At 67.1% G+C, this 20,809-nt stretch carries 19 protein-coding genes and 1 other RNA gene; 13 read left to right on the forward strand and 7 right to left on the reverse strand.

The window, feature by feature from the left end:
* The first annotated feature begins 30 nt into the window (after positions 1-30).
* Complete coding sequence (locus tag LL964_RS05485) at positions 31-762, forward strand: 3-keto-disaccharide hydrolase (protein ID WP_208621436.1); 732 nt, start codon at positions 31-33, stop codon at positions 760-762.
* A gap of 34 nt (positions 763-796) precedes the next feature.
* Here LL964_RS05485 and LL964_RS05490 read toward each other — a convergent pair.
* The 6 genes from LL964_RS05490 to LL964_RS05515 form a co-directional block, all read right to left on the reverse strand.
* A non-coding RNA gene (locus tag LL964_RS05490) (sX9 sRNA) lies at positions 797-872 on the reverse strand.
* A gap of 59 nt (positions 873-931) precedes the next feature.
* Positions 932-1,228, reverse strand: a complete 297-nt coding sequence (locus LL964_RS05495; protein ID WP_208621437.1) for a c-type cytochrome — start codon at positions 1,226-1,228, stop codon at positions 932-934.
* 16 nt (positions 1,229-1,244) lie between these two features.
* Entirely contained in the window at positions 1,245-2,099 is an 855-nt protein-coding gene (locus LL964_RS05500) for a sugar phosphate isomerase/epimerase family protein (protein ID WP_104587296.1), read from the reverse strand.
* 19 nt (positions 2,100-2,118) lie between these two features.
* The gene (locus LL964_RS05505; RefSeq protein WP_104587297.1) at positions 2,119-3,243 is read right to left on the reverse strand and encodes a Gfo/Idh/MocA family protein; all 1,125 of its coding nucleotides are present in this window, start codon (positions 3,241-3,243) and stop codon (positions 2,119-2,121) included.
* Between the two features lie 11 nt (positions 3,244-3,254).
* Positions 3,255-4,472: a nucleoside permease gene (locus tag LL964_RS05510; RefSeq protein ID WP_104587298.1), complete on the reverse strand. Its 1,218-nt coding sequence runs from the start codon at positions 4,470-4,472 to the stop codon at positions 3,255-3,257.
* Between the two features lie 25 nt (positions 4,473-4,497).
* Positions 4,498-5,550 (reverse strand): sugar phosphate isomerase/epimerase family protein, encoded by a 1,053-nt coding sequence (locus LL964_RS05515; RefSeq protein WP_104587299.1) that lies wholly within the window; start codon positions 5,548-5,550, stop codon positions 4,498-4,500.
* Between the two features lie 95 nt (positions 5,551-5,645).
* Between LL964_RS05515 and LL964_RS05520 the strand changes: the two genes are divergently transcribed.
* The 5 genes from LL964_RS05520 (at position 5,646) to LL964_RS05540 (ending at position 10,978) form a co-directional block, all read left to right on the forward strand.
* Entirely contained in the window at positions 5,646-6,656 is a 1,011-nt protein-coding gene (locus LL964_RS05520; protein WP_104587300.1) for a LacI family DNA-binding transcriptional regulator, read from the forward strand.
* A 298-nt stretch (positions 6,657-6,954) separates the two neighbouring features.
* Positions 6,955-7,761 (forward strand): MipA/OmpV family protein, encoded by an 807-nt coding sequence (locus LL964_RS05525; RefSeq protein WP_104587301.1) that lies wholly within the window; start codon positions 6,955-6,957, stop codon positions 7,759-7,761.
* Between the two features lie 97 nt (positions 7,762-7,858).
* A complete protein-coding gene (locus LL964_RS05530; protein ID WP_228329387.1) occupies positions 7,859-8,782 on the forward strand; it encodes an aspartyl/asparaginyl beta-hydroxylase domain-containing protein in 924 nt (307 codons plus the stop codon).
* Positions 8,783-8,921: 139 nt separating this feature from the next.
* A complete protein-coding gene (locus tag LL964_RS05535; protein WP_208621441.1) occupies positions 8,922-9,605 on the forward strand; it encodes a response regulator transcription factor in 684 nt (227 codons plus the stop codon).
* Entirely contained in the window at positions 9,602-10,978 is a 1,377-nt protein-coding gene (locus LL964_RS05540) for a sensor histidine kinase (protein ID WP_104587304.1), read from the forward strand. Before LL964_RS05535 ends, LL964_RS05540 begins: the two co-directional genes overlap by 4 nt.
* A gap of 147 nt (positions 10,979-11,125) precedes the next feature.
* Here the strand turns inward: LL964_RS05540 and LL964_RS05545 are convergent, their stop codons facing one another.
* Positions 11,126-12,631, reverse strand: a complete 1,506-nt coding sequence (locus LL964_RS05545) for a GGDEF domain-containing protein (RefSeq protein WP_208621438.1) — start codon at positions 12,629-12,631, stop codon at positions 11,126-11,128.
* A 249-nt stretch (positions 12,632-12,880) separates the two neighbouring features.
* Between LL964_RS05545 and LL964_RS05550 the strand changes: the two genes are divergently transcribed.
* The 7 genes from LL964_RS05550 (at position 12,881) to LL964_RS05580 (ending at position 20,759) form a co-directional block, all read left to right on the forward strand.
* A complete protein-coding gene (locus tag LL964_RS05550; protein ID WP_104587305.1) occupies positions 12,881-13,879 on the forward strand; it encodes a zinc-dependent alcohol dehydrogenase family protein in 999 nt (332 codons plus the stop codon).
* Positions 13,880-14,274: 395 nt separating this feature from the next.
* Positions 14,275-14,934, forward strand: coding sequence for an aldehyde dehydrogenase iron-sulfur subunit PaoA (paoA, locus tag LL964_RS05555; protein WP_255626215.1), 660 nt, complete (start codon positions 14,275-14,277; stop codon positions 14,932-14,934).
* Entirely contained in the window at positions 14,931-15,881 is a 951-nt protein-coding gene (locus LL964_RS05560) for an FAD binding domain-containing protein (RefSeq protein ID WP_104587307.1), read from the forward strand. Before paoA ends, LL964_RS05560 begins: the two co-directional genes overlap by 4 nt.
* Before the next feature lies 1 nt (position 15,882).
* A complete protein-coding gene (gene paoC, locus LL964_RS05565; RefSeq protein WP_104587308.1) occupies positions 15,883-18,090 on the forward strand; it encodes an aldehyde oxidoreductase molybdenum-binding subunit PaoC in 2,208 nt (735 codons plus the stop codon).
* The gene (locus LL964_RS05570) at positions 18,087-19,097 is read left to right on the forward strand and encodes an XdhC family protein (protein ID WP_104587309.1); all 1,011 of its coding nucleotides are present in this window, start codon (positions 18,087-18,089) and stop codon (positions 19,095-19,097) included. The genes paoC and LL964_RS05570 overlap by 4 nt, the downstream gene beginning before the upstream one ends.
* A gap of 290 nt (positions 19,098-19,387) precedes the next feature.
* The gene (locus tag LL964_RS05575; protein WP_104587428.1) at positions 19,388-19,996 is read left to right on the forward strand and encodes a nucleotidyltransferase family protein; all 609 of its coding nucleotides are present in this window, start codon (positions 19,388-19,390) and stop codon (positions 19,994-19,996) included.
* A gap of 547 nt (positions 19,997-20,543) precedes the next feature.
* A complete protein-coding gene (locus tag LL964_RS05580; RefSeq protein ID WP_104587310.1) occupies positions 20,544-20,759 on the forward strand; it encodes a hypothetical protein in 216 nt (71 codons plus the stop codon).
* The last annotated feature ends 50 nt before the right edge of the window (positions 20,760-20,809 follow it).

Below are 20,809 nucleotides of genomic sequence, written 5' to 3' on the forward strand. Positions count from 1 at the left end.
ACGCTCCTGCGCTATTTTCCCGGGAACACCATGACCAGACCTTTGCTGATGGCGGCCGGCCTGCTGGCCGCAGCGCCTGCGTTCGCGCAGACCAGCGGCGACCCGGCCAAGACCGAGGTGTGGACGCCCGTTCCCGCGATCGTGGCCACGCCTCCGGGCCGCGCGCCTTCCGACGCGATCGTGTTGTTCGATGGCAAGGATCTCTCCGCCTGGGAGTCGGAGCAGGGCGGACCGGTGCCCTGGAGTGTCGCCGACGGCGCGCTGACCGTGGTTCCGGGAAGCAAGGGCATCCGCACCAAGCAGCGCTTCTGCGATATCCAACTGCATGTCGAATGGCGCACGCCCACCGCGACCCGCGGTTTCGAAGGGCAGCAGCGCGGCAATAGCGGCATCTTCCTGCAGGAACTGTATGAGCTGCAGGTGCTCGACAGCGACAACAACCCGACCTACACCAACGGCCAGGCCGGCGCGATCTACAAGCAGGCCATTCCGTTGGTGAACGCGTCGCGTGCGCCGGGTCAGTGGCAGGCCTACGACATCATCTGGAAGGCGCCCCGCTTCTCGCAGGGGGGCGGGCTCACGTCGCCTGCGCGCATCACCGTCCTCCACAACGGTGTGCTGGTGCAGAACGACACCGTCGTGTCGGGCAAGACCGAGTACATCGGTGCGCCGTCGTACGCACCGCATGCCTGCGCGCCGATCTTCCTGCAGGAACACGATTCCAAGGTCAGCTATCGCAACATCTGGGTGCGCACGCTGTAGCGCCGGCGTGCGGCTGGCGCCGGTCGCTTGGAGCGGCCAACGAAACATAGCGAGCAGTCGTCCGGTGGGTGTGGGCCGCGCGGAGGAAACGCAGCGTACGCGTGGTGCATGCCGCACCGAGCACCGGCCGCGCCCGCCTGGTGGTGGGCACAGTCGCTATCAGTTGCTCTTATTGCACGAGGAAGCTGGCGATCTCGTCGAGTTCCTGTTGCGATAGCTGGGCAAAGGGCGGCATCAATCCGCCGCCCTTGCTGATCTTCTCCTTGATCTGTGCAGGCTGCAGCCGCTTGCCCACGTCGGTCAGCGCGGGAAATGCGGGCGGCATGCCTGTGCGATTCGCGCCGTGGCAGGCCGTGCAGTGTTGTGCGTAGAGCTGTGCGCCGGCCGTCGGCGCGTCCTTGGACCACGCCGTGGTCGCCAGTGTCGGCCCCAGCAGCGCCACCGCCAGTATCAGGATCGGTTTCAAGCGGAGCTCCTTCGCGCTAGCGATGCGTACGGACGGGCAGGTGTACCCGCAGGTAGTCGGCACCGGTCCGGACGACCGTCGCCGGATCGCGCGGTTGGTCGTGTTCGATGATGTACCAGCGCACGCCAGCCCCGGCCGCGGCAGGCAGGATCGCGTTCCAGTCCAGCACCCCCCGGCCTACCGCGGCGAAGCCGCCCTCGTCCTCGGCCTGGCCTTTGGGGGCATTGTCCTTGGCATGCACCGCGAACATGCGGCCCTTGAACTTGCCCAGCATCATCGCCGGGTCGTAGCCTGCGCGCGCAACCCAGGCCAGGTCCAACTCGGTCTTGAGGTCGGGGCCGGCTGCTGCGAACAGCAGTTCCAGGCCGGTCTTGCCATTGAAGTCGACCAGTTCGAAGTCATGGTTGTGGTAGGCCAGTTGCATGCCCTTGGCCCGCATCCGCTTGGCGATCCGGCCCAGTTCCTGGCCCAAGGCGGTCCAGCCCGCGGCATCGGCCGGCCGGTCCTTCTCGTCCAGGTAGGGCACCACCAGTGTCGTGTTGCCGATCGAACGGTTGAACGCCACCACGCCGTCCAGGTCCCTGCGGAGTTCGGCCAGTTGTACGTGCGAGGAGATCGCCTTGATCGAATACTTGTCCAGAAGTTGCTTGAGTTCGGCGGCGCTGACGTTCTGCGTGCCGACCGTTTCCACCGCGCCCACGCCTGCATCGTGGACGATCCTCAGCTGTTGCTCGAGCGAGCCGGCGTTGCGCAGCGTGTACATCTGCACCGCGATGGGTTTGTGGGGGCCGGCAGCGTCGCGTGCGAAGGCGGGCAGGGCGGCGAGCAGCAGCAGGGCGAGGGCCGCAGTCTTGCGTGTAGGTGTAGGCATCAGAATATCCTCCCGGGATTCAATCGATGGATGTCCAGCCGCGTGTTCTGGCCGATGTGATGACGCGATCGACGATCAGCGCCGAGCGCACGCCGTCTTCGAAGGTGGGCAGACCTTCCGGCCGCTCGTTGTCGATGGCGCGATAGGTGTCGGCGACGAACGCCTCGAAGCAATTGCCGTAGCCCTGCGCATGCCCGGCCGGCAGCACCGACAGCCGGCGCTGTTCGTCACTGCCGGCACCGGGCCCGCGCACGAAGATCTCCTCGCGCTGGTCGGGCAGGCCGATCCACAACCGTTCGGCGTTCTCCTGGTCGAACGCCACGCTGGCCCTGGCGCCGTCGATCTCGAACCAGAGGCGATTGCGGCGTCCCGCCGAGACCTGACTCACCGTCAACGATGCCAGCGTGCCCGCGCCGGTTCTGAACATTGCCGCGGCCACGTCCTCGCTGGAGACCGCCTGCATCGCGCCGCCCGCCGCCGGTGTGCTGAAGCTCTGCCCGGTGACGGCGCCGCGTTCGGCGATCACGGTCGCGAACGCCGCGCTGACCTCGACGAAGCGCTCGCCGCCGACCCATTCCACCAGGTCGCACCAGTGCGAGCCGATGTCGGCGAACACGCGCGATGCGCCGCCCAGCGCCGGGTCCACGCGCCAGTTGTTGCTGGCAGGGTCCAGCAGCCAGTCCTGCAGATAGCTGCCGTGGATCAAGCGCAGCGGCCCCAGCTCGCCCTGCGCGATCCGCGCGCGCGCCTCGCGGACCACCGGATGGTAGCGGTAGACGAAGGGAACCGTGGCAACCAAGCCGGTCGAGGCGGCCAGTGCCGCCAATGCCTGGGCGTCCTGTAACGTTGTGGCCAGGGGTTTCTCGCAGATCACGTGCTTGCCGGACTCCAGCGCGGCCTGCGCCATGGCGCGGTGCAGATGGTTGGGCGTGCACACGTGCACCACCTGCACCTGCGGATCTGCGACCACGTCCTCGATGTCGCGATAGGCACGCGGCACCTCCCATGCCTGGGCCGCGTCGCGTGCGCGTTCCGGGGAAGAGGCGGCAATGCCGCGGATCTGCGCACCGGCCAGTAGTGCCGCGCGACGATGCACGGCGCCGATCATGCCGGTGCCGACGATGGCGATTCCAAGCTTGCTCATCGAACTGGACCTCAGCGCGTGGAAGGAACGGCGGCGACGACCGGCCGGTCGCGGAACAGCAGCAGGAAGGCGACCAGCACGATCAGCGCCACGCCTGCCGGGAACAACCAGATCTGCTGCCAGTCCGGGCCGGCCGCGGTGGTGTAGTGCTCCACCACCGCGCCGGACAGGAACGTGCCGATCAACATGCCCACGCCGTAGGTGGCCAGGGTGATGAACCCCTGCGCGCTGCTGCGCGCGGCGGGGCCGGCATGCGCATCGGTGTAGATCTGGCCGGTGACGAAGAAGAAGTCGTAGCAGATGCCGTGCAGCACGATGCCGATCACCAGCAAGGCGAAGCCGCCGCCCGCATCGCCGAAGGCGAACATCACGTAACGCAGCACCCACGCCGCCATGCCCAGCGCCAGCATCGTCTTGACCCCGAGCCGCGCGAACAGGAGCGGCATGGCCAGCATCAGCAGCACTTCGGACACCTGGCCCAGCGATTGCAGGCCGGCTGCGCCGCGCACGCCCAAAGCGTTGAGATACGGGTTGGTGAAGTTGTAGTAGAACGCCAGCGGGATGCAGATGGCGATGGATGCAAGGAAGAACACCAGGTAGGAGCGCGACTTCAGCAGCCGCAGCGCGTCCAGTCCCAGGATCTGCCCCAGCCCGGCGTCGCGCTGTCGCGCCAGCGGCGGCGTATGCGGCAGGGTGAAGGCATACAGGCCCAGGGCCAGCGATGCCAGCGCCGCCATCCGGAACGTCAGCTCGAGCCGGTGCGCCTGTTCCCAGCCCAGCCAGCCGATCAGCAGGCCCGCCACGATCCAGCCGACGCTGCCGGCCATGCGCACGGGTGGGAACTGCTTTTCAGGAGATTGCATGTGCCGCATCGCCACGCTGTTGGCCAGCGCCAGCGTCGGCATGAACAACAGCATGTAGGCCATGACGTAAGCGGAGAACACGCCGAAGCTCGCCGCCGTGGACGCCAGCCACAGCAGCACCGCGCCGGCGAGATGCAGCAACGCGAGAATGCGCTGCGCCGCGAAATAACGATCCGCGATCAGGCCAACCAGGAAGGGTGCCAGGATGGCGCCGATGGACTGGCTGAGGAAGGCGGTCGCCACCTGGCTCGCGCTGGCCTGGAGAGGGCCCTGCACCAGGTACGTGCCCAGGGTCACGAACCATGCCCCCCAGATGAAGAACTGCAGAAACATCATCGCGCCCAAGCGCGACATGGTGTGCGTCATGGCTTGCCCTCCCAGGCGGTTCGGCTCAGATCCCCAGCGTGCGGCGCAGTGATTGCGGATCGGCGCCGCTGTCGGCGAAGTCGTCAAAGGCGCGCTCAGTCACGCGGATGATGTGGTCGCGGATGAACGCCGCACCCTCACGTGCGCCGTCTTCCGGATGCTTCAGGCAGCACTCCCACTCCAGTACCGCCCAACCCGGAAAATCGTACTGCGCGAACTTCGAGAAGATCGTTTTGAAGTCGATCTGGCCGTCGCCTAGCGAACGGAACCGCCCCGGACGGTCGATCCAGTCCTGGTAGCCGCCGTAGACGCCGCTGCGCGCGCTGGGGCGATACTCCGCGTCCTTGACGTGGAAGATGCCGATGCGCGCGTGATACCGGTCGATGAAGCCCAGATAGTCCATCTGCTGCAGCAGCAAGTGACTGGGGTCGTACAGGATCCTGGCGCGCGGATGATGGTCCACCACATCGAGGAAGCGCTCGAAGGTCGCGCCGTCGTGCAGGTCCTCGCCTGGGTGGATCTCGAAGCACAGGTCCACACCACAGGCATCGAAGGCATCCAGGATGGGACGCCAGCGGCGACCGAGTTCGGCGAACGCCGCTTCCACCAGCCCGGGCGGGCGCTGCGGCCAGGGGTACATGTAAGGCCAGGCCAGCGCGCCGGAGAACGTGGCATGCGCGGTCAGGCCCAGACGCTGGCTGGCCTTGGCCGCCAGCAGCAACTGTTCCACCGCCCAGGCCTGGCGGGCGGCAGGATCGCCGCGCTTGTCCGACGGTGCGAATCCGTCGAACAGGTGGTCATAGGCGGGGTGGACGGCGACCAGTTGCCCCTGCAGGTGCGTGGACAGCTCGGTGATCTGCAGGCCATGCCCGGCCAGCATGCCGGCGATGTCGTCGCAGTAAGCTTGGCTCTGCGCGGCCTGGGCCAGATCGAACAGCCGGGGCGCGCTGGTGGGGACTTGTACGCCAGAATAACCCAGGCCCGCAGCCCAACCGGCCAGCGTGTCCAAACGATCGAAGGGAGGTTTGTCGTCAATGAACTGCGCAAGGAACAGCGCTGGACCTTTGAGCGTCTTCAACGTGATTCGCCTCGATGCAATCGATTGAATCATCCTAGCATGGGCGTCCCGCAAGACCCGTTGTGCACTGCACAGCAGAAAGAAGAACCAATGCCATGGCAACAACCATCTACGACATCGCAAAGCACGTCGGCGTCACTGCCGGCACCGTGTCGCGCGCGCTTTCCCGGCCGGAGAAAGTCCTGCCGGCCACGCGCACGCGCATCGAGCAGGCCGCCGCCGCGCTGGGCTATGTCCCCAACACGGTGGCCAGGACGCTCAAGACCCAGCGCAGCGGCAAGCTGCTGGTCACCGTTCCGGATATCACCAATCCGTTCTTTGCCCAGATCCTGCAGGGCGCGGAGGACGCCGCGCAGGCGGTCGGCTACGCGGTCCTGCTGGGCGATACCCAGCACCAGGCCGACCGCGAGGAGCGCTATGCGCAGATGCTCCGGCGCAACGAGGCCGATGGCCTGATCGTGCTTGGGCACCGCCTCCCGCCGACGGCGCGCCAGATCGTCAAGCAACTTGGCGCCGCCGCGCCGGTGGTCAACGGATGCGAGTTCGACCCGGCGCTGGGCATCCCCAGCGTCCACATCGACAACGCGGCCGCCGCGCGCGCCGTGATGGAACACCTCTACGGCTTGGGGCACGAGCGGATCGCCGTGGTGGGCGGTCCGCCCGACAACCCGCTGCACCGGCAACGGCTGGAAGGGGTGCGGGCTTCCTGCAAGGCGCGTGGCCGTGTGCGCAAGCTGACCGTGGTGCCGGGCGACTTCTCCGTCGAATCCGGCCATGCGGCTGCGATGGCGCTATTGGCCTGTGCGCCGGCGCCGACGGCGATCTTCTGCTTCAGCGATCAAATGGCGCTGGGCGCGCTGGCGGCCTGCCGGGACCTCGGCATCCGCGTGCCGGATGCGCTGTCCATCGTCGGCTTCGACGACCTGGCGTCTTCCAGCTACCTCACCCCGCCGTTGACCACCATCCGGCAACCCATGCGGGAGATCGGTGTGCGCGCAGTCAATCTGCTGCTCGCCATCATCGAAAGGGAAGACGTGCCGCTGCAGCAGACGCTGGATTTCAGCTTGATGTTGCGCGGATCCACTGCTGCGCCGAGGGAGAGGTGAGCGCAGCGGGAAGGGCCATCGGGACTGTTGGCGCAATCGCAGAAAGTGACTCGGCCCGCTCGCGCGGGCCTTTTCGATGGCGGTGATGAGCGGGGCGGAGAGCCACTGCGGGATGCGCGCGAGGCCAAGGGCTGAGTCAGCTGCCATTGCCGCGAAACGGATGCGCTGAGTCGGGCGTCGGCGCCACGCCGACATTTGGCCGACATCGCTGCGGCACGCTGCGTCCGCACCGCTGCTGCAGCGTGCCGACCAGCTCGGCCGCTGCCGCGGGGCTCCCCTTTCATCGAAGACCGCGCCCATGACCCTGTCCCGCCTTGCGCTCGCTGCGCTGTTCGCCTTGCCCGCAACTGCCGTCGCCCAGTCCACTCCGCAAACCGATCCGTCGTTGTCCGAGCAGGGCTCCTATCGCTGGGGCATCGGACTCGGCGTGGTGGCCCTGGATAGCCCGTTCGCAGGCGAGGGGACGCGGACCAATCCGATTCCGCTGGTGCTGTTCGAAGGCGAGCGCCTGTTCTTCCGCGGCATCAGCGGCGGCGCCCACCTGTTCCAGGGCGAGACCTTCGGCCTGGACGCGATCGTGGCGCTGCGCGTGGATGGCGTGGATGCGGACGATCTGGGCGCGGCGGAGCTGGCCCGCAACGGAATCGACCGTGCGCGACTGGACGACCGCGACCACAGCCTGGACATGGGGCTGGCAGGGGCCTGGCGCGGCGCAGCCGGCGAGCTGGAACTGACCGCCAAGGCGGACGTCACCGGCACCAGCGATGGGTACGAGCTGACCGCACGCTACGGCTATGCCATCGACATCGGTCGCGGCCAGCTGACGCCGAGTATCAGCGTCAGTCACCTGTCCAAGGATCTGGCTAATTACTACTACGGCACGCTCGATGAGGAAGTCGCGCGCGGCGTGGTGGACTACAAGCCCGGTTCGGCCACCGTGCCGACGGTGGGGCTGACCTATGTGCGGTCGATCGGCGCACGTTGGCAGTTCCTGACACGCCTGCAGTACAGCGTATTGCCCACCGCGTTGAGCGACAGCCCCTTGCTGGAGCCGGATCGCGACGGGGTCGGTTCGGTGCTGGTCGGCCTGGCATGGGGCTTTTGATGGACCGCGCAAACTCCACGCGGTGCGTTGCGATGCCGGGTGCACGGCCATGATCGCCGCCGCACTGCTCTGCGTGCTCTTGGCCTGGATGGCAGCGATGACCTACGTCTACCGCTTCCGCGACCAGGCGCGCTACGCCAGCGTGCGCCAGTACCTGCGCAAGAGCTGGCCGGTGTTCGCGCTGCCCAACGTGGTCCTGTATGCCAACACCCGTGCGGCGGCGCGCGGGCCGTTCGTACCGTTGCGGCTCTATCGGAGACTTCCGGATCTGGCGCGGCACTGGGAGACCATTCGCGACGAAGCCATCGCGCTGCTGGACGGCGGCGGCTTCGAGGAGGCACGGCGCGAAGGCGCGTTGGCCTCTTTCGACGTGGGCTTCCGGACCTTCTACAAGTACGGCTGGAGCCGCTACTACCTCCGCTGGTATGGCGCGCCGCATGCATCGGCGCGTGCCAGCTGTCCGCGCACCCTGGCGCTGCTGGCAGGCTATCCGGAGATCCGCGCGGCGATGTTCGCGGTGTTGCCGCCGCGTTCGGCGCTTACCCCGCATGCCGATCCGCTGGGATGCTCGTTGCGCTATCACCTGGGCCTGGCGACGCCGAACGCGCCGCGGTGCTTCATCAACGTCGACGGGCATGACCGTGCATGGCGCGATGGCGAGGCATTCGTGTTCGACGAGACCTACCTGCATTTCGTGCGCAACGATACGGATGCGCCGCGCTTGATCCTGATGTGCGATGTGGAGCGGCCGATGCGCTGGCCAGGGCGGTTGTTCAATCTGGCCTACACGCAGGTGGCGCGCGCGGCGATGACGCCCAATGACGCGCGCGACCGGCGCGGACCGGTGAGCGCCCTGTTTGCGCGCGTTGCACCGTGGATGGCGGCCGGCAAGCGCCTGCGTGCGCAGTGCCGACCGCTCTATGCCTTGCTCAAATGGACGATCAATCTGAGCCTGCTCGGGTGCATGCTTGCGTTGGTTGCCGGCACGGCCGCTGCGCTGCGGTGGCTGCTGCATGGCTGAGCGCGACCAACGATGGATGCCACGGCTGTGGTCGGCGCTGCCTTGCCTGTTCGAGGCCATCGGCCGTGCGCTGGGTATGATGGTCCCACCTTCGAGAATCACTATGCCGATGACGCAACCGGTCGCCGCCACGCAGGTGTTGCAGGTCCTCATCATCGAGGACAACCGCGCCCTGGCGGCCAATATCTTCGATTATCTGGAGGCCTGCGGGCACCGGCCCGACGCAGCGCCGGATGGGCAGTCGGGCCTGAATCTGGCCATCGGCAATCGTTACGACGCGATCGTGCTGGACTGGATGCTGCCGCGCATGGACGGAATGAGCGTGTTGCGCAAGTTGCGCGAAGAGCATGCCTGTCGCACGCCCATCATCATGCTCACCGCCAAGGACCAATTGGAAGGCAAGCTGCTGGGTTTCGAGAACGGGGCCGACGATTACCTGGTGAAGCCGGTCGCGCTGCCGGAACTGGAAATCCGCCTGCGCGTGATGGTGAGCCGTGCCCGCGCCAGTGCAGCGGCCGGCAACGTGCTGCAGGTGCACGACCTGCGCTACGACCTGGACCGGTTGGCGGTATCGCGTGGCGGGCGTGCGGTGGTGCTGTCGGGTACCTTGCGTAGTGTGCTCGAACTGCTGATGCGCGAATCGCCGCGTGTGGTGCGGCGTGACCGGCTGGAGCAGTTGATCTGGGGCGATGTCTTGCCCGAGGGCGACCTGTTGCGCTCGCATATGCACGTGTTGCGGCGTGCGCTGGATCAGGAGGGCGAGCCCAAGTTGCTGCATACCGTCACCGGTGCCGGCTACCGTCTCGGCGGAACGGGCGAATGAGTCGCAACGGCCGTCCGCGCAGTCTGCAGTGGATGATCAGCGCCAGCTTGCTGATGTCGTGCGCGGTGCTGGCGTTTGGCCTGTCGGTGCAGGGCCTGCTCAGCCAGGAGGTGATCGAGGATCCGATCTGGCAGCAGCTGCTGACCGTCAGTACCGAGAACGTCGCGCGTCTGCCGCAGCAGGAGCAGCAGCAGGCATTGCCGCGCAGCGGTCCGGTCAAGGGCTGGCTGCTGCGCGAAGGCGCACCGCTGCCTGCCGACATGCCCGCGTTCTTCGACGGGCTTGCGCCGGGCTATTACGGAGATGCCGAGCTGGACACGCAGGGCGATCCCTCCACGCTGGCGAAGCTGATGTCCATCGTCCGCCCGCACTGGGGGCCCTTCGCCGACGACACGGGCAGCGTGCGCCACGATCGCAGCTATTCGGCGCTGGTGACTGCGTTGCCGCAGGGGCGATTGATCATGAGCATCGAGCTGACTGCATTGGAGGACAAGCAGAACGGCAGCGTGCAGCTCAGCGTGCTGTTCTTCATCTGCAACCTGGCGATGATCGGGTTGGTGATCTGGTGGTTGTTCCTGGGATTCGCCCGGCCGGTGCAGGATCTCGCCCGGCGCATGCGCCGACTGGATCCGCTGCAGCCGGCGCAGCGGTTGCCCACCGATTACCGCAAGAGCGAGCTCAACACCATCGCGCGCGAGGCCAACGCGCACCTGGAACGGGTGGAACGTGCCATCGAGCGCGAACGCAGTCTGCTGGATCAGGCCAGCCACGAGTTCCGCACGCCGCTGGCGGTGATCTCCGGTGCGGCCGATGTGCTGCACAAGCAGCAGTTGCCGGAGCGGGCGCTTGGTCCGCTGCACCGGATCGACGAGGCGGTGGACAATCTCACCCGCATCATGGAAGCGTTGCTGTACCTGTCGCGCGAACCCACGCCTGCCGAGCGCCGGCAGGTGACGATCCTGCACGGGGTGTTGCCCGAACTGGTGCACGATCACCTGTACCTGGTGTCGGCCAAGCCGGTGGAGTACCGCATCACTGCGCTGGAACCGCTGACCCTGCAGGCGCCCGAGTCGATGGTGCGCATCGCAGTCGGCAACCTGCTGCGCAATGCGGCCGATCACACCTATGCAGGCGATATCGAGGTGAGCGTGTGCGACCACCGGCTGCGCATCCGCGATTCCGGCGAAGGCTTCGACACCGCGCTGGCGGCGCAGCGCTACACCGAGTCGTTGAAGCAGTCGGTCAAGCAGGGCGGCGGCGCCGGGCTGGGACTGTTCCTGACCCGGCGCATCTGCGAGCGGTTCGGCTGGCGTCTGCACCTGGAATCCTCGGCCGCACAGGGCACCCTGGCGATGATCGACTTCCGTCCCTAGCGGCGGCAGGCGGCGGGGCACTGCGTTGCCGTCCTGCGGCTGCCCCGGGGTTTGCCTGGCGTGGCCGAGTATGCGTGGTCCGTGACGCGTGATGGCGGCGCGAGCTTCGGGCACGCGCCAACCGGGCTGCGCTGCGCAGCGCGCAGCTCACATCGCAGTTCGATTCCGGCCAGCCTGTTTGGCGCGGTAGAGCGCCACATCGGCGTCGTGCACGATCGTCTCCGGCGCGGCGGGGGTCTGGCCGGGTTCGAAGGTGGCAGCGCCGATGCTGACGGTGACATGCGCGCTGGTCGGGCTGGGCAGATGCATCAGGCCCAGGTCGGCGATGGCACCGCGCACGCTGTCGGCCAGGCGCAACGCACCGGCTGCGTCGGTGTGCGGCAGGATCATCGCGAACTCTTCGCCGCCATAGCGCGCGGCAATGTCATCGCTGCGGCGCGTGCAGCTGGCGATCGCCTGGGCGATCAGGCGCAGGCAGGCATCGCCGTTCACGTGTCCATAGGTGTCGTTGTAGAGCTTGAAGTGGTCGACATCGATCATCAGGACCGATAGCGGGGCCTGTAGCTGCACTGCATCCTGCAGCGCCTGTGTCAGACGCCGGTCGAAGGCGCGGCGGTTGGCGATGCCGGTCAGCGCGTCCACCCAGGCTTCGGAGCTCAGCTGCGCCTGGTTGCGATGCATGCGCCGCAGCTGCAGATCCAGCCAGAGCCCGACTGCCAGCAACAGCGCGCAACCGAGCGCGGCAATCACGATCCGCTGCTGCGCCGCCTGTCGCCAGCTGCTCAGCGCATCGTCCACCGATAAGCCGGTCAGCACGGTCAGGGGATAGGGGCGCGCAGGCGCGAAACTGGCAATGCGCGTCACGCCGTCGATCGGCGAGCGATAGGTGGCGGTGCCGTGCCGGCGTGCGCGGATGGCGACGAAGATCGAAGAGCCCGCGATCGATGCGCCGATCACGCCTTGCCGGTCCGGGCGGCGCACCAGCACGATGCCTGCGTCGCTGACCATGCCGATGCTGCCGTGCGGGCCCACGTTGAAGGCGCTGTAGTAGTTCTGGAAGTAGCGCAGTTGCAGGGTGACCAGGACCACGCCGGCGAACTCTCCGCTGGGGGTATTGAGCCGGCGGCTGAGCGTCATGACCCAGCTGCCATCGGAGCGGCTCTGCACCGGCGGTCCGACCAGCGACATGGCATCGCGGTGGTCGCGGTGGTATTTGAAATACGCGCGATCGGCGTTGTTGTGCGTTCGGGGAGTGCTGTCCAGCGACGAACTCACCCAGCTGCCGTCGGCGGCGTAGATGAAGATGCCATGCAGACGATCCGAACGCCGCGCTTCGCCCATCAGGAACTGATGCATTGCCGCATGCGCGCTGGCGGATCCCTGCTCGTGCTCGACGCGCGAGACCAGACCCGACAGCACTGCATCGGCGATGGACAGGCTGTCGCTGGCGTGTTGCGCCAGCGAATTGGCCAGGTTCAGCGATTGGACCTCGGCACCGCGCAGCGCCGAGGCCCGTTCCTCGCGAATGGACCAGTATTCCGAGCCGAGCAACAGCAGGCAGGCGACGGCCAGCACGAAGTGCAACGCAATGCGCTGAGCATGGTGTCGTCGCTGTGCGGTGATGGAGATCACGGTCGCTGCCTGTCTGGACATTGGCTCGGTGCAATCGTTGTGCCATCGTGCCCCGCCATCGCTGGCCATCAGGCGCGCGCTGCCGTGAAGCGCGAGGATCTGTGATCTGCACCACGTCATCGCGGCCTGCGCCTCGCACCGGCGCTGCGGTCACGCCTCTGCGACGCTGTCGCGGTCCTTGCCACGTCGTGGCGCGCAAGCCAGCTCGACTGCATGCGCATAACGGCTCCTTTGTTATCCAAGAAGCCGAATCACAGCAAGGAGTCTCCGATGCGTGCCATCCGTCTTTCGCAGCCTGCCGGACTGAGTGCCCTGCGCGCGGTCGATCTGGCCGACCCAGGGCAGCCCGCACGCGGTCAGATCCGCGTACGCCTGCATGCCAGTTCGCTCAACTTCCACGACCTGGGTGTGGTCCTGGGACAGATGCCGGCCGCAGATGGCCGTATCCCCATGTCCGACGGCGCCGGCGTGGTGGAAGCGGTAGGGCCGGAGGTGGACGAATTCACTGTGGGCGACCACGTGGTGTCCACCTTTTTTCCGCACTGGCTGGATGGCGAGCCGCTGCATGCGGGATTTTCCACCACGCCGGGCGATGGCGTGGATGGATACGCGCGGTCGGCCGTGGTCGCCGATGCGCACGCATTCACGCATGCGCCGGCCGGCTACAGCCATGTCGAGGCCGCCACCCTCACCACCGCCGGCGTCACCGCCTGGCGCGCGCTGGTCGTCAACGGCGGCCTGAAGGCGGGCGACACGGTGCTGGTATTGGGCACCGGTGGCGTCTCCATCTTCGCGCTGCAGTTCGCAAAGGCGATGGGCGCGCGCGTGATCGCCACGTCGTCTTCCGACGAAAAGCTGGAAAAGGTGCGCGCGCTCGGGGCCGACCATGTCATCAATTACCGGCAGCATGCCGAATGGTCCGCGCAGGTGCTGGACATCACCGATGGCCGTGGTGTGGACCATGTGGTGGAAGTGGGTGGACCTGGAACGCTCGCACAATCGATCCGCGCAGCGCGCGTGGGCGGACACATCGCCTTGATCGGCGTTCTGACCGGCGCTGTGCCGACCGCCGAGATGATGGGGCGTCAGCAGCGCCTGCAGGGGCTGGTCGTCGGCAGCCGGCGGCATCAGCAGGATCTGGTGCGCGCACTGGACAGCTTGCCGCTGCGCCCGGTCATCGATCGTCGTTATGCGCTGGAGGAGATTGGCGAGGCATTCGCGCTGCAGAAATCCGGTGGCCACTTCGGCAAGATCGCGCTGGAGTTCTGAGCCCGCCTGCTGCCCTGTCTGCAGGGAAATCACGGCAACACAGCGCACATGCGCCTGCACCGCGCCCGCCAATGACGTGTTGGCGGGCGCAACCGTGACGACTTCGGTCGCTGGCGCGTCGTCCCGACAGTTGCCGCGGAGTGTGCTGCAACGCGCATCATCGTGCATGCCGCACGCTTGTGCCTGTGCTTCCAGCCGCATCCGTTTACGTCCCTGCAGTGAGGCGATACGGCCCGCTCGGCGGCGTATTCCGCAGGCTGTGCGGATGCAGCCAACCCCGCCCCAGGATGGAGCGATACCCTGCGCGTTGTGACCCGTGCGGTCAGTCGCTCACGCGCCTGTGACCCGCTGCGCTGCACATTGATAAAGAACTGTACAAGCCAGCATTGTTGGAGATGCCAGCCATGAGAGACATCAAGATGACCCGTCGCGAGGTATTGATCGCTGGCACGGCGTCGGCAGCCGGCGTTGCCGCAACCCAATCGATGGCCGCCAGTGCTGCCGGCGCGGCAGCGCAACGTCAGGCCGTGGAACCGACCAACGCATCCAGTCGGGTGAGCTTCGATGTCAATGGCAAGCCGGTGACGCTGACCCTGGACAACCGCACGACCTTGCTGGACGCGCTGCGCGAACATCTGCACCTGACCGGCACCAAGAAGGGCTGCGATCATGGTCAGTGTGGCGCCTGTACGGTGATCGTCGACGGGCAGCGCATGAACTCCTGTCTGTCGCTGGCGGTGATGCACCAAGGTGCCAAGGTCACCACCATCGAAGGGCTGGGAACACCCGACAAGTTGCACCCGATGCAGGCCGCCTTCGTCAAGCACGATGGCTATCAGTGCGGATACTGCACGCCCGGTCAGATTTGCTCCGCAGTGGCGGTGCTGGACGAGGTCGAACGCGGTATACCGAGCCATGTGACCGAGGATCTCACCGGCAAGACCAGGCTCACCACGCCCGAGTTGCAGGAGCGCATGAGCGGAAACATCTGCCGCTGCGGTGCATATTCCAACATCGTCGATGCGATCAATGACGTCGCCGGAGGTCGCGCATGAAGGCTTTCAGTTACGAGCGCGCGTCGTCGCCGGCCGATGCGGCGGCCAAGGCTGCGCGTCAGCCCGGGGCCAAGTTCATCGCCGGCGGCACGAATCTGCTGGACCTGATGAAGCTGCAGATCGAAACGCCGTCGCATCTGATCGACGTCAACGGGTTGAGCCTGGACACCATCGAAGCCACTCCCGAAGGTGGCCTGCGGATCGGCGCGCTGGTACGCAACACCGATCTCGCTGCCGACCAACGGGTGCGCCGCGATTACGCGGTGCTATCGCGCGCCCTGCTTGCCGGGGCCTCGGGGCAGCTGCGCAATCGTGCCACCACGGCTGGCAACCTGCTGCAGCGTACCCGTTGCCCGTATTTCTACGACACCAACCAGCCGTGCAACAAACGTCTGCCCGGCAGTGGCTGCGCGGCCATCGGCGGGTTCAACCGGCAGTTGGCGGTGATCGGTACCAGCGAGGCGTGTATCGCCACCCATCCCAGCGACATGGCGATCGCCATGCGCGTGCTGGATGCAACGGTGGAAACCGTGCGACCGGACGGGCAGACCCGCGCGGTGCCGCTTGCGGAATTCTACCGGGCGCCGGGAACGACCCCGCATCTGGAGACTGTGCTGGAGCGCGGCGAGTTGATCACCGCGGTGACGCTTCCCAAGCCGCTTGGCGGCACGCACGTCTATCGCAAGGTACGCGATCGCGCCTCCTACGCGTTCGCACTGGTATCGGTTGCCGCCGTCGTGCAGCGCGATGGCAGCGCGCGCGTCGGTGTCGGTGGGATAGCGCACAAGCCCTGGCGCAGCGAGGCCGCGGAAGCGCAATCACGCCAGGGCGCGCGCGCCATCGCATCGGTGCTGCTCGGCGGCGCGCAGCCGACCGAACACAATGCCTTCAAGCTGCCGCTGGTGGAGCGCACCTTGACCTCGATCCTGGCCGACGCGAGGGCCTGATATGAAATTCGACACTCCTGCCGGTCGCAATCCCATCGATCAGCTCAAGGTCGTCGGCAAGCCCGTCGACCGTATCGATGGCCCGCTCAAGACCACTGGCCAGGCACCGTATGCCTACGAACACCACGACCTGCCGGGCCGCACGGCCTATGGGCATGTGGTTGGTGCGGGGATTGCCAAAGGCACCATCCGCAGCATCGATCTGAGTGCCGCGCGCAATGCGCCCGGTGTGCTGGGCATCGTCACCGCGCAGAATGCCGGAACCTTGCACAAGGGCAAGCTCAATACCGCCAAGCTGCTGGGGGGACCCCAGATCCAGCATTACCACCAGGCGATCGCGGTAGTGGTTGCCGAGACGTTCGAGCAGGCCCGCGCCGCTGGACAGCTGATCAAGGTGGACTATGGCCGCCACGTGGGGGCGTATGACCTGAAGAAGGCGCGCGGCGGGGCCAAGGTCGTCACGTCGGGCGGCGCGCCCAACAGCAACGTTGGCGATTTCGCCACTGCGTTCGCCGCGGCGCCGGTGCAACTCGATGCCGAGTACACCACGCCCGATCACTCGCACGCCATGATGGAGCCGCATGCGTCGATCGCGATGTGGGAGGGCGACAAGCTCAGCGTCTGGACCTCCAATCAGATGATCGCCTGGGGTGCACGCGATCTGGCCACCACGCTGGGCATCCCGCGCGAGAACGTGCGCATCATGTCGCCTTACGTCGGTGGTGGCTTTGGCAGCAAGCTGTTCCTGCGCGCCGATGCGCTGCTCGCCTCGCTGGCAGCGCGCCAGGTCGGGCGCCCGGTGAAAGTCATGCTGCCGCGGCCACTGATCGCCAATAACACCACCCACCGCCCGGCCACACTGCAACGCATTCGCCTGGGTGCCGGGCGCGACGGCAAGCTCACCGCCATTGCGCATGAAACCTGGTCCGGCGATTTGCCCGACGGCGAGCCGGAAATCGCCGCCGCGCAGACGCAATTGCTGTACGCCGGTGCCAACCGCCTGATCGCCACGCGCCTGGCCGTGCTCGATTTGCCCGAAGGCAATGCGATGCGCGCGCCCGGCGAAGCGCCCGGGATGATGGCCCTGGAAGTGGCCATGGACGAAATGGCCGAAAAACTCGGCATGGACCCGGTCCAGTTCCGCATCGTCAACGACACCCAGGTCGATCCGGAAAATCCGCAACGCAAGTTTTCGCAGCGGCAGCTGGTCAAGTGCCTGGAAGATGGCGCCAAACGCTTCGAGTGGTCCAGGCGCAAGACCAGGCCAGCCAGCACGCGCGATGGTCGCTGGCTGGTCGGGATGGGCGTGGCCGCAGCATTCCGCAACGCCCCGGTCATGACCTCCGGCGCACGCATGCGGCTGGAGCAGGGCGGGCGTGTGGTGGTGGAAACCGACATGACCGACATCGGCACCGGCTCCTACACCATCATCGCGCAGACAGCCGCCGAAATGCTGGGCGTGCCGCTGGATTGGGTGGATGTACGTCTGGGCGATTCCAGCTTTCCGGCATCGGCAGGTTCGGGCGGACAGTGGGGGGCGAACAGCTCCACCGCCGGCGTCTATGCGGCGGCGGTGAAACTGCGCGAGGCCATCGCCACGCGGCTTGGAATGGATCCGGCCAGGGCCGAGTTCGCCGATGGCCACGTCCGTGCCGCGGGCAAGCGCGTCGCGCTGGGCGATGCGGCCGCCAACGGCGCGCTGGTGGTGGAGGACAAGATCGAATTCGGCGACCTGGCCAAGCAACACCAGCTGTCCACGTTCGGCGCGCACTTCGTCGAGGTCGGCGTGGACATCGCGACGGCCGAGATCCGCATTCGCCGCATGCTGGCGGTGTGTGCGGCAGGTCGCATCCTCAATCCAAAATCTGCGCGCAGCCAGGTGATCGGCGGCATGACCATGGGCGCGGGCGCGGCATTGATGGAGGAGCTGGCGGTGGACAAGCGCTTCGGGTTCTTCGTCAATCACGACCTGGCCGGCTACGAAGTGCCGGTGCATGCGGACATTCCGCACCAGGAGGTGGTGTTCCTGGAAGAAAGCGACCCGCTGTCTTCGCCGATGAAGGCCAAGGGTGTGGGCGAGCTCGGGATCTGCGGGGTTGCGGCGGCGATCGCCAATGCGGTCTACAACGCCACGGGCGTGCGTGTGCGCGAGTATCCGATCACGCTGGACAAGTTGCTGCCGCAACTGCCCGAGCTGCTGCGCGCGTGAGCGCCGTGGTCGCCCCCGCCGCCCGGGCCGCGCCAGTGGCGCCGGCCTGGCCGGCCTGGCCGGGCTACGCCCTGCACGAAGACCTGTTGCCGGTTCTTGCCGCCTGGCACCGTGCGGGGCAGCGTGTCGCGATGGCGACCCTGATCGAGATAGAGGGCTCTTCGCCGCGGCCACTGGGTAGCGAGATGGCGATCACTGCCGACGGCGACGTAGCCGGCTACGTCTCGGGCGGGTGTGTGGAGGCCGCGGTGGCGCATGAGGCGCAGGCGGCATTGCGCGACGGGCGGCCGCGCTGGCTGGAGTACGGCGCAGGCAGCGCGGTACTGGACATCCAGCTCAGCTGCGGCGGCCGCATCGGCATCCTGGTCTGGCCTGTTGCGGATCTTGGCGAGTACCTGGCACGCTGGCGTAACGCGCGTCAGCACCGTCGGGCGTTTCTTGTCGGCCTGGATCGCAACAGCGGCGCGGTGCGCTATCCGGCCACGGCGCGCGACATTCGTCCTGGCGAATTCCTGCGCGTGCACCGCCCGCCCTTGCGGCTGGTGCTGGTCGGCGCGGACCCGGCGTTGTTGGTGTTGGTCTCCCTGGCCAGCCAGATGGGCATCGAGGTGCGTGTGCTGCGCCCGCACGGCCCCGGCGAACCGCCACCCGGGCTGAGCATGGAACACTACGATCGCCGCAACCTGAGCGATGCATTGCGCGAGCTGCAGCTGGACGCGGAGACGGCCGTGTACAGCCTTGCGCACGACGAGCAGATCGATCTGCAGGTGGCGCAGCGCGGTCTCGCATCGCCGGTCGCCTGCATCGGCATCCTGGGAAGTCGCAGCAAGCGCCAGACGCGCCTGCAGGCGCTGCGTGCGCTGGGGTACGACGAGGCGGCATTGGCGCGCTTGCGGCTGCCCGCCGGCTGGCGCACGGGGCACTCGTCGCCACATGGCATCGCGCTGGGGATCCTTGCCGAGGCGACCCAGGCCGTCGCCGACGCGCAGAGGGCGGCAGCCGCCTGATGCGCCTGGGCTATCGCAACCCACCTCAACGTCGCTGACCCGCGTTCGCCACGGTCGAGGTCACCTGGCACGTACAGCCCAGTCCCTACGCTGATGCTTCCCCTCACCGCGGGCAACGTCGCCATGTTTCCGTTCTCCGTTCGCCGCGACGCCTCGGACTGCAGTCAGTCGGTTGGTTCGTCCATCCCAGTGGCAAGACAGGTGCGCCCGGCATGCAGCGCCATTGGAACGCACGCACCGATGCGGTCCGCGCATTGGCCCGGTGCCCTGCTGCCACGGAGTTTCAGCGCATGAGCAACGACCACGCGGCACTGGTATTGGCGGCAGGGGAGAGCAGGCGCCTGGGACGTTCCAAGCAGGCCCTGTTGCGCGATGGAGAGCCGTTGCTGCGTCGGGTGGTGCGCATCGCGTTGCAGACCGCGCCGCTGCGCTGCGCAGTGGTTCTGGGCTCCGATGCGGCGCGTCTGCGCGACATGCTGCACGGGTTGCAGGTGGACATCCTGCAGCACGAAGACTGGAGCGCAGGCATGGGCTCCAGTCTGGGCGTGCTCCGGCGCCATGTGCGCGAGGACAACAGGCTGCGCCGCAGCCTGATCCTCGGCTGCGACCAGCCTGCGCTCGAGGCGGCGCATCTGCACGCGCTGCTGGACGCGGCCGACCGCGCCGCGTCCGGATGTGCCAGCAGCGGCTACGCGGGCGTGCGCGGCATCCCCGCGGTGGTCGCGCATGCGGTCTGGGCGAATGTGCCCCTGCAAGGCGACAGCGGCCTGCGCGGCCTGTTCGCCAGCCTGGATCTCCATTCGCTCGGATGCGTCAGCGCCCCCGCGCTCGCGCTGGACGTGGACACGCCCGCCGATCTGGCCGCAGCGCAGCAGCGGGGCTGGGTGGATCGCGACTGAGACATTCTGTCGGGCACAGCTCCCTGGGCCCGGCAGGCTATGGCTCCTAACGCTGCCGGCCCGTCAGGACCACAGCACCACGACTTCCCGGATGATCAGGACATAGCCGACCACCATGGCCGTCTTGACCGGAAACTGAAACTTTCTGAGCAGATACATGCGGGCCCTCCCCCGAGGCATGAACTCATGAATCGATTGCAACAGCGGGTGAATCCCACGGATATGGCAGCCTTGTCGTGGCCGCTTGTTACGTGGCGTTCACCCTGTGTATAGGAATGTACCGCTGGACGTGATCCGTGTCACGTAAGAATTTTCCTACCGGTACGCCAGTGTCCCCCCGACGGCGCCACCATTAGGAAACACGCATGCTGGCTATGCCGAACGCGGGGCCTATGGCTACTCTCCCGCGGCCCCTTGAGTAAGGGCATGTCGGCATGCGGGGTGTACACGCAGGTTGAGACGGATGGTCCGATCCCGGGTGCACCGCGTGGTTTGCGCGGCAGGGCACTCCTCGTTTAGAGCGCTGTACCTACTGGCCGGAGGCCTGATGGACGAGTCCCGATACGTCATACGCATTCATCCCGAACAAGGTGGCTGGTGGGTCACCCGCCCGCAATGGTCGCCGCTGCGTTACCTGCGCGAGCAGGGCGCGCTGGAAAATGCCGAGCTCATGGCCAAGCTGCATTGCATGCTCACCGGTCAACCCAGTGGGGTGGTGCTGAACACCGCCGAGGGCGATCGCGTGGTGCGGCGTTACGGCTGATCCGATGTGAGGCGTTGGTGCCGGCTGTCCGCACGAGGGCAATCCCGGCA

The organism is Xanthomonas melonis (assembly GCF_020783655.1).
GTDB classification, from domain to species: Bacteria; Pseudomonadota; Gammaproteobacteria; order Xanthomonadales; family Xanthomonadaceae; genus Xanthomonas; species Xanthomonas melonis.

What these genes read in the sequence shown, in the direction of transcription:
- LL964_RS05485 (WP_208621436.1), top strand. Translation starts at nt 31, where the DNA reads ATGACCAGACCTTTGCTGATGGCGGCCGGCCTGCTGGCCGCAGCGCCT.
- LL964_RS05500 (WP_104587296.1), bottom strand. Translation starts at nt 2,099, where the DNA reads ATGCCTACACCTACACGCAAGACTGCGGCCCTCGCCCTGCTGCTGCTC.
- LL964_RS05505 (WP_104587297.1), bottom strand. Translation starts at nt 3,243, where the DNA reads ATGAGCAAGCTTGGAATCGCCATCGTCGGCACCGGCATGATCGGCGCC.
- LL964_RS05510 (WP_104587298.1), bottom strand. Translation starts at nt 4,472, where the DNA reads ATGACGCACACCATGTCGCGCTTGGGCGCGATGATGTTTCTGCAGTTC.
- LL964_RS05520 (WP_104587300.1), top strand. Translation starts at nt 5,646, where the DNA reads ATGGCAACAACCATCTACGACATCGCAAAGCACGTCGGCGTCACTGCC.
- LL964_RS05525 (WP_104587301.1), top strand. Translation starts at nt 6,955, where the DNA reads ATGACCCTGTCCCGCCTTGCGCTCGCTGCGCTGTTCGCCTTGCCCGCA.
- LL964_RS05530 (WP_228329387.1), top strand. Translation starts at nt 7,859, where the DNA reads ATGACCTACGTCTACCGCTTCCGCGACCAGGCGCGCTACGCCAGCGTG.
- LL964_RS05540 (WP_104587304.1), top strand. Translation starts at nt 9,602, where the DNA reads ATGAGTCGCAACGGCCGTCCGCGCAGTCTGCAGTGGATGATCAGCGCC.
- LL964_RS05545 (WP_208621438.1), bottom strand. Translation starts at nt 12,631, where the DNA reads ATGTCCAGACAGGCAGCGACCGTGATCTCCATCACCGCACAGCGACGA.
- LL964_RS05550 (WP_104587305.1), top strand. Translation starts at nt 12,881, where the DNA reads ATGCGTGCCATCCGTCTTTCGCAGCCTGCCGGACTGAGTGCCCTGCGC.
- paoA (WP_255626215.1), top strand. Translation starts at nt 14,275, where the DNA reads ATGCCAGCCATGAGAGACATCAAGATGACCCGTCGCGAGGTATTGATC.
- LL964_RS05560 (WP_104587307.1), top strand. Translation starts at nt 14,931, where the DNA reads ATGAAGGCTTTCAGTTACGAGCGCGCGTCGTCGCCGGCCGATGCGGCG.
- paoC (WP_104587308.1), top strand. Translation starts at nt 15,883, where the DNA reads ATGAAATTCGACACTCCTGCCGGTCGCAATCCCATCGATCAGCTCAAG.
- LL964_RS05575 (WP_104587428.1), top strand. Translation starts at nt 19,388, where the DNA reads ATGAGCAACGACCACGCGGCACTGGTATTGGCGGCAGGGGAGAGCAGG.
- LL964_RS05580 (WP_104587310.1), top strand. Translation starts at nt 20,544, where the DNA reads ATGGACGAGTCCCGATACGTCATACGCATTCATCCCGAACAAGGTGGC.